Origin of the sequence: Polaromonas sp. (assembly GCF_030682935.1) — a bacterium.
Lineage (GTDB): Bacteria > Pseudomonadota > Gammaproteobacteria > Burkholderiales > Burkholderiaceae_C > Polaromonas.
This window is the reverse complement of sequence record NZ_JAUXNA010000336.1, coordinates 1-8,589: the sequence shown is the minus strand read 5'-3', so window position 1 is coordinate 8,589 and position 8,589 is coordinate 1. Positions and strand designations below refer to the sequence as shown.

Below are 8,589 nucleotides of genomic sequence, written 5' to 3'. Positions count from 1 at the left end.
TGGCATCGAGGTGCAGCACTTCGGCCGTGGTCACGATGATGCGCTTGCCGGCCCTGGCCACGCGGCCAATCGCGCGCAGTTCACCGCCGTTGAAACCGGCCAGGAAATTGATTTTGTACTCGACCGTGGTCACCTCGGCATCCAGCGCGACCACCGTCATCGCCGCATAGCCGCCGGCAATGTCGGCCAGCGCGCCCATGGCGCCGCCATGAAAGCCGCCCTGCTGCTGGTTGACGCGCTCCGAATACGGCAGCGCGACCTCGCACAGCCCCGGTTCCACGCGTACCAGCCGCGCACCCAGATGCTGCATCAGGCCCTGGCGTAAAAAACTCGCTTCGATGCGCTGGAACAAGTCTGACGGTACGGCTGGTGCGATCGGTGCGTTCATGGAAAGGCCTTGCCTGAGGAGTTTTAAGTTGACGTTTACGTAAACGTCAATTATGGACTATTTTGGCTTTACGGCCTTGCCCAGCAGCACCCTGGCTTCTTTTTCGTGGGTCCGTATCTCGTCCAGATTGGCCTGCAGGTCCAGCATCTGGGCTTCCAGCTTCTTGCGGTGCTCGGCCAGAATGGCCATGAATTTCTGGAGTTGCGGCGCCGTGTCACGCGGGCTGTCGTAGGAGTCGATGATCTCCTTGGCCTCCACCAGCGACAGGCCCAGGCGCTTGGCGCGCAGGGTCAGCTTGAGCCGGGTGCGGTCCCGTGCCGTGTAGATGCGGTTGCGCCCCCCCGGGCCCTCGCGCTGAGGCTGCAGCAGGCCCATGTCTTCGTAAAAACGTATGGCGCGCGTGGTCAGGTCAAACTCTTTGGCCAGATCGCTGATGGTGTAGGTGGTAGCCATGGTGTGTAAAAAAATAGGGCAGCCGAGTTAAAAAGGCGACAGCGCCGGATCGGCGCCACCCCTGCAATCGCAGGCATTTGACGTTTACGTAAACGTCAAATACGACGTGAATACTACATGAATCCCCAGGAGCTGGAACTTGAGTCTGGCGCACGGGCTTTGCCAGCGCGCGCAGGCGCATGACGGGTGTTAAGAGGCGCGGGCCGCACCTTGCGGCAGCGTCATGAAGAAACTGGCGCCGGACTGCTCGGTGGATTCGGCCCAGACGTCGCCGCCATGTCTTGCGGCAACGCCTTTGACAATCGCCAGACCCAGTCCATTGCCGGGAAAGTCGGCCGAGGAGTGCAGGCGCTGAAATGCCGAGAACAGCTTTTCGCCGTAGGCGTCATCAAAACCGGCCCCGTTGTCGGACACCACCAGCACCAGGTCGTCGGGCTGTTCTCCCGGCAGCAGCGCCACCTTGATCCAGGCCTCGGTTTTTTTGGAGGTGAATTTCCAGGCATTTTCCAGCAAGCAGGCCAGTGCCGTCGCCAGCAGCCGCCGGTCGCCCACGAGCGGCAGCGTGGCCGCCATCTCGATCGCCACGACCCGGCCCGGGTCCCGTTTGCCCAAATCAGCGACCAGCGATCGGCATACCGGCACCAGATCGATTCTTTCAAGCGCTCCGGACAGCTGCGACAGCTGGGCCAGTGTTCGCAAATCGTCGACCAGCTTGGAGAGCCGGCGGGTGCTGGCCTGAATGCGGCTCACGTAATGCCGACCCTGCCCGTCCAGTACGGCCGAATATTTTTCGGCCAGCGTCGTCGCAAAACCGTTGGCGACATGCAAAGAGTCCCGCAAGTCGCTGGAGACCGCCTGCGTGAAAGCGTCCAGATCACGCCTGGCCGTTGTCAACTCGCTTTGCCGCCTGGCCAGCGCCTGCTCCAGTTCGACATTAGCCCGCCGCAGGGCACTGTCGCCGAGGTGGCGCTGGGTCACGTCGGCAAGGCTCACCAGCACGGCCTGATGCTCGTTCCAGTTCACATGGCCGCAAGCCAGTTCCACCAGCACCAGTTGCCCATCCCTTTTTTGCTGCTTGCACAGCCGCAGTTCGAACTGGACATCCCGGCCCGCTTCGCGGGGCCCCAGGGAGCTCAGCAGTGCAGCGCCCTCGCCGTCAGGAAATAGCGCCCCCATGCGAAGCGTCAAAAATTCCTTGCGTGCGATACCGTAAAAGCTGACCGCCGCCCGGTTGACGGCAATAATCCGCAGCGAGTGGCCGTCAAACATCCACATCGCGTTGGGGTTGGCCTCAAAAAGCAGCTGGTTATAGCGTTCGCTGTCCTCCAGCAAGCGCTGCAGCTGTTGCGTGGAGGACACGTCGCTGAGGTTGACGACATACCCCGAGGCTTGCCGCCTGAAGGTGTATTCGATCCAGCTACCTTCAAACTTCTGGTGGGCCACAAAGGCATGACGCGCCGATGTCTGCAGCGCCTTGACCGTCGCGCTTTCATGCTGCGCTGCAATTTCGTTCGGCACGGCGTCCCAAAAGTCACGTCCCGACACGGCGGGCAGCGTGCACTGCAAAAGTGCGAGTGCCCGTGCATTGGTATCGGTGATGCGCCCATTCCCGTCGAGCAGCACGATACCGTCGTTGGCCAGATCCAGCGGGTCCCAGGCGGGTGCCGTTGACCCGGCGACCCTATCCCCGCCGGTCAGTTCGTCGTCTTGCGGCACCTGCCCGGACATGTCATGAGCGCCACTTGGCGTTGGCCGTGACGAGCGCGGTCACATAGCCCTGCAGCCAGTCAAAGTTGACCGGCTTTTTCAGCAGGTGCGCATGCGGCGGGAGCCCGCCGCGCTCCTTGATCGCCTCCTGCGGCAAGCCGCTGATGACGACGATCTGCATGTCCGTCAGTTGCTGGTTGCGTTTGAGGGCTTTCAGCATTTCGATGCCGTCCACGCCAGGCATGGACAAGTCCGTGATCAGCAAATCAGGTCGCATGCTGGCAATGTCCATCAAGGCCTCCAGGGCCGAGGGCATCCAGGTGCAGTCGACCGGCAGATCCCATTCATCGAAATAAGCCCGGTACAACTCCCTGGTGGCCTCATCGTCCTCGACGATCAGCACGCGCAAACGGTGTTTGGGGTTGGTGTCGACCCGTGAAAGTTGCGGACTGTACCTGGCCAGATAGGCGTTGATGGATTGAAGCGCAATCCGGCGGTGACCACCCAGCGTTTTCCACGCTTCGATTTCCCCCTTTTCAACCAGCGACTGCACGGTGGCAACAGACAGACCCAGCAGCTTGGCCGCGTAGCTCGTGCCGCAGTAGTCCGCGCTGGAAAAGTCTTCGGCCGTGATGGCGGCTTCGAAAGATTTGGGTTCACGCGACATGGCAGTACACCAAAGGGGTTACATCTATCATTTTCAGCATTTTAGTCACTTCATTTAACTCCATTCTCAGGAAAAGAATATTCAAATCGAGGGTATCTTTCATGGCACGGCGTGCCTGGTGCTCTCAAAGTGCATGCAGCACTTTAGGCAGCGTGAAGAAAAATGTAGCCCCGCGCCCGGGCGCCGCGTCAGCCCACAGGCGGCCACCGTGCCGCCCGATCACGCGACTCACCGTTGCCAGTCCAATGCCCGTTCCGGGAAACTCCGAAACCGCATGCAAACGCTGAAACGGACCGAAAAGCTTGTCGGCATAGGCCATGTCAAACCCGGCGCCGTTGTCACGTACAAAAAATACCGGCCATCCTGCGGCATCGAGTTCATGGCCCATGCTGATCTCGGGCCGGGCTTGTTGCGAGGTGAACTTCCAGGCATTGCCCAGCAGGTTTTCCATGGCCACCCTGAGGAGCCGCCCATCCCCATGGGCTTGCAGGCCACTTTGAATGTGCACCGTCACCTCGCGCTCTGGCTGGCGCGCCTGGCACTCGTCCAGAATGCTGCGCGCCAGCACCGACAAGTCCACGGGCTCGCTGCGCAACTGCGCCCGCGCCACCTGCGCGAGTGACAGCAGGTCTTCAATCAGCTGTCCCATCTGCGCCACAGCGGTCTGGATGCGCGACAGGTAATGCTGCACCTTCTCGCCCGCATCGCCCGCCAGCTGTTTGCTCAGCAAACGGCTGAAGCCGTCAATGGTATTGAGCGGCGAGCGCAGATCGTGAGAAACCGAATACGAGAAGGCTTCGAGCTCCTGGTTCGACAGGCGCAAGGCCGCTTCGATGGCCTTGATCTCGGTGATGTCCGCATCGATACCTACCCAGAAGGCCACTGCACCCTGCTCGTCAAGCACGGGTGCCGCCCGGTAGGCCATGGTGTGGCAGCTGCCGTCCCTGGCCAGCAGGCGCCGAATACCTGCGAATGGCGAGTGGCTCGCCTTGGCAACTTCCCAGTTCGCCTTAACGTCCGCGATGTCGTCGGGATGAACGACGGCAAACCATCGGTGGATACCCGTCCAGTCCTCCAGCGTGCCGCCCATCAGATCAAACCACGCGCGGTTGGCGTAAGTCACGGCCCCGTCCGGGTTGGCGGTCCAGACCACCTGCGGCGCCTGCTCGGCCAGCGCACGAAACAAGGCCTCCTGGCGCGCCAGCGAGGCGGTGCGCTCGGCCACTTTTTGCTCCAGCCCGGCATTGAGCTGGCTGACCTCTTCCAGCAGCCGGGCATTTTCTATCGCGGTTGACGCCAGGTGGGCGAGCTCCATCGCGACATATTCATCCTGCTGCGTGAACTCGCCCTCGTATTTGTCAGACAGCTGCAGCAGCCCGATGTTTTGCCCATTTCGCCCCGTCAGGGGTATCGCCAGCCAGCCACGCATGGGGAGGTGGGCGCCGGCATCGCTGTCAGCACCGCGCCAGCACGGATGCGCTTGCAGCTCGGCTTGCGTGATGCGCAGCGAACGGTTGTTCTCGCACACCATCGCGCAAATTCCGGCGCCGTCGGCGGGCGCAATCAGGTCACGGTAGGCCGCATATTTCTCGGACAGGGACCGCGCATGGGTGGCCTGCGCCCAATCGTTGCCCTGCGTGAGGCTGACCACGGACTGGTGCGCGCCAATCACCCCGCGCGCCTGTTCGGCCACTTCTTGCATCGCGCCCTCCAGCGTCTGGTGCCAGGTGATGGCCTGGGCTGCGTCGGCGGCGCGCTGCAAGGTAAACAGATGCGCCTGAACGTCCTTTTCGGCTTTGACCTGGGTGCTCATGTCCAGGGCCACCACAAAGCGCGCATCCCGGCCGGCATATTGAACCGGCTGCGAAACGATGTTTACAGGAAAAACTGAACCATCCTTGTGGCGGTGCAGCCAGCGGCCTCTTCGCACGCTCACCGTATCGGACAGCTCCTGGCGCAAGCGGTCCGCCTCTGCGTCGGTGCGGATATCGAAAATGGTCATCGCCCGGAACTCCTCGGCCGAATAACCATAACTTTTCAGCGCCGCGTGGTTGACCGTCAGAAACTGCTTGTTGACCATGTCAAATACCCACATGGGCACCGGCGCCGCATCAAACAGCGCCGCGTAGCGCTGCTCACTGTCCATGAAGGCCTGCTCGGCAAGCTTGCGAGAGGTGATGTCCGTCATCACGCCGCGCGGCCGGACCCCGGGGGAATCGGCCGCCTGGCGCGCGCGGTTGTGGAGCCAGACCATGCGCCCGTCCGCCGCCTGCATCCGGAACTCGACTGCCCAAGCCGCACCCTCGCCATGGGAGTCGCCGTCGTGCTCGAGGATCCTGCGGTAAAAGCCGCTCACCGCATCCAGATCGTCCGGATGGACACGGTCTTTCCAGAAATCGGGCTCGGCGAGCCAGCGCTTGGCCGGGTAACCCAGTATCGTCTCGGCGCGCTGGCTCACGAAGGGGAATCGTATGGCTCCGTCGTGCGCCCCCGCCTCGCCTTCCCAGACGATGGCATCCAGCCCTTGGACCAGGTCCCGGAAACGGCGTTCGGATTCCAGCGCGGCGGCGCGCAGCGCCTCCTCTTCGGTCACGTCCTCCACGACCAGGAGCAACCGGGCTTCTTCTTCTTCTTCTTCTTCCGCAAGCCGCGTTCCTGCCAGGGTGATTCGTAACAAACGTCGCGAACCGTCTTTTGCTGGCATCTCCATCGGGAGGTTCCGCTTCGCTTCCCCGGTAGAGAGCACCTCGATAGCTGCTTCTTTCAGCCCGCTCACCGGCAGCACATCCGTCACCATCGGGTGGCGGGCGATCACCTGCTCATCAACCCCGAAGGTCTCGCGGAACGAACGATTAGCGCTGAACACGGCGAGGTCGTCCCGAAGGACGAGAAGTCCCGCAGGCACGCTCGCAATGATGGTTTCGGCGTACCTGCGCCGCAGATTCAATGCATTCAGGAGCTGCTCGGTCTCGGCCGCCATCTGGTTGAAGGTATGCGCGAGAGAGGACAACTCATCTCGAGTCGTGATCTCCAGCCGATGCGAAAAGTCACCGCCGCCGATGCGCCTGGCCGCTTCGTCAACCCGGAGTATCGGCTGGACGATGTAGCGGCGGGCCAGAAAAATACTCGCAAGAAAGATGATGCCCATCAGGCAGGCAATGATGCCAAGCGTGTAAAGCATCCGGCGACGCAAATGCTGCGTCCTTTCCTCGAAGCGTGTGACGAATTGATGCGATAATTTCTGCAGTTCGACCGTCCCGGATTCAACGCGGCGGTAGGCCTCCTGGAATTGCGGTTCGCCGCGAGGTCTGACGGCCACATCGATCAGGGCCGGCTTCAGTGTGCGCCAGAGTTTGTCCACCGCGGCCAGTTCGCCGCGCAGTTCCGCAGGAACCGGGACGAGCAGGCCATTCATGACATCTCCGCCCCGCTCCATCGTCGACAAGGACTTCTCGAATTCCGCGATCCGGGTCTGGAGGCCTGCCCGGTCCTCCAGCTGGCCAATCGCCACCATGTGGGCCCATGCTCGAAATTCGACTGAGAGCATGCGCTGCTGTCCGGCCACGTTCACGAAGTGGCCGTCGGTCCTGGTTTCCTCCATGAACCCCGCAAAGAAGGCGATGCTGACGAGTGACCCGAAGAGCGGCATCAGCAGGAGAAGACCTATCTTCTTCGTGAGTGTGACTCTCCCGGCCGAGTGCTTGCTTGCTTGCGCAATGTTTTTCTCCATAACGACAGCCCGGCTTTTTAAAGTGGTGAATTCAGGGACTCATGCGGTTACACGCCGGCGGCACGCCGAACGTAGCGCAGAACGCCAGATAGACATGACGCTCCAGCGCACGCCAGCCGTCACACACCAGCCGGTAACGGAACTTGGCGCCGGCGGCAATGATTTGCATCAACGAGGGGTTGCCGCTGCTGCCGCGCAAGTGGTCGCCGAGCCGCTTGCGCAGATCGCCCGCGCTGCCGATGTACGCCACGCTGCACACGCCCGTCTGAACATCCTGCGTTCTTATCTCATAGACCCCCGGCCCCGACGGGGCACCCGCCAGCACGCTCTGGCGCGTCAGCGGCAGCAAGGATGAAAAACCAGTCGTGGCACTCAAGTAGCCACTTTTATGGCCGCGGTCGCGGTAATCCGGGATGCCCAGATCATGCCGGATGTAAGCCACGGAGCGGCGGGAAAGCCTGGCCGCGAATTTTTTGCCGATCTCGGCGGCTATTTCGCCATCCTTCAGCGGCGCACGTACTATTCCTTCGATCATGAGCGCGCGTTCATTTTTTATCACATGATCCACAAAATAATAATGTACCTGGCGCGGTTTCGGGCACAGTGAACGCAAATCAACTTCTTTCCCGCCGGGAAGGATAATCGACAGTTTACGGATCAGCCGGGAGATCCGGCCCTCGTCAACAATCACGTTGATCCCGGCTTCGGCGCGCAGTGCAGCAGAAACCTGGGCTTGTGAGAAGGAGCGCAGCGTGAGCGGGTTTGCGCTGCGCACGTAATCCGCCTGGGTTTCGATCAATTTCCGGACGATCGCGCAGCTTATCCGGTTGCGGGTATTGATCAGGCGCAGGTGTCGCACCAGCCGCACCAACTCCATGCTGTTCGCCGAGCGCGACAGAATGTCCGCAAGGATTTCTTCGTCGAACAGGTATTCACGCCCATAACTCTCGCTGTGATGGAAAAATGTAACGTCACCATCCACCAACACGGCGTGTCCAAGCGCACGTTGCGCTTCCGGCAACACCTGCCGCGCCGTCTGCGCCCCCGGCAGTTGCCTGACGGTCAGGGCGCTTTTCAAGGCGTCAAACTGGGGGGATTGTTCCCATTTTTTTACCAGTCGATCGAACGCCCGCAACGGAATTTCGATAAACCGGGCGAGCACTATCTTGCCAAGAAGATCGGCTGCCAATCTTTTTTTATCAGACATCTGTAATTTTATTGTTGAACTAAACCGCTGACGCGGTAGCAGGTCTGCGAAGGCGGCCATCGCGTTTTCGTTGGAACGTCGGGTTGACAATGGCCACCACCAGCATGACGAGGCGAGCCCGCAGCGTGCTCTTCATGGCTTCAGTTTTATACGAGGCGCCCGGACGTAGCGCCGCGCGAACGCTCAAGTGGCCGCAATGGATTCATTGACGTCCAGCCAGTAGGCCTGCAGTCGATCGAGCTTTTTGGTGAAGTCCGCAAAATCGACGGGTTTGCGGACAAACCCATTCACGCCGCTTTGGTAGCAGGCGACGATGTCGGACTGTTCGCTGGACGAGGTCAACATGACCACCGGCACCAGGGCGGTGAGCGGGTTGCTGCGCACGCTGCGCAGCACATCCAGCCCCGACAGTTTGGGCAGCTTCATGTCCAGCAGGA

Annotated in this window: 7 protein-coding genes; all 7 read right to left on the bottom strand. The window is 61.3% G+C overall.

Annotated features, from left to right (window positions below):
* Positions 1–388 (bottom strand): PaaI family thioesterase (locus Q8K05_RS15590; protein ID WP_305247538.1); only part of this gene is annotated, 388 nt, incomplete at its 3' end.
* A 57-nt stretch (positions 389–445) separates the two neighbouring features.
* Entirely contained in the window at positions 446–841 is a 396-nt protein-coding gene (locus Q8K05_RS15585; RefSeq protein ID WP_305247537.1) for a MerR family DNA-binding transcriptional regulator, read from the bottom strand.
* Between the two features lie 189 nt (positions 842–1,030).
* Positions 1,031–2,569, bottom strand: coding sequence for an ATP-binding protein (locus tag Q8K05_RS15580; protein WP_305247536.1), 1,539 nt, complete (start codon positions 2,567–2,569; stop codon positions 1,031–1,033).
* A 1-nt stretch (position 2,570) separates the two neighbouring features.
* Complete coding sequence (locus Q8K05_RS15575; protein WP_305247535.1) at positions 2,571–3,215, bottom strand: response regulator; 645 nt, start codon at positions 3,213–3,215, stop codon at positions 2,571–2,573.
* Positions 3,216–3,339: 124 nt separating this feature from the next.
* Positions 3,340–6,864, bottom strand: a complete 3,525-nt coding sequence (locus tag Q8K05_RS15570; RefSeq protein ID WP_305247534.1) for a PAS domain S-box protein — start codon at positions 6,862–6,864, stop codon at positions 3,340–3,342.
* Positions 6,865–6,976: 112 nt separating this feature from the next.
* On the bottom strand, positions 6,977–8,152 hold the full coding sequence (locus Q8K05_RS15565) for a GIY-YIG nuclease family protein (RefSeq protein ID WP_082709022.1): 1,176 nt from the start codon (positions 8,150–8,152) through the stop codon (positions 6,977–6,979).
* Between the two features lie 183 nt (positions 8,153–8,335).
* Positions 8,336–8,589 (bottom strand): response regulator (locus Q8K05_RS15560; protein WP_305247533.1); only part of this gene is annotated, 254 nt, incomplete at its 5' end.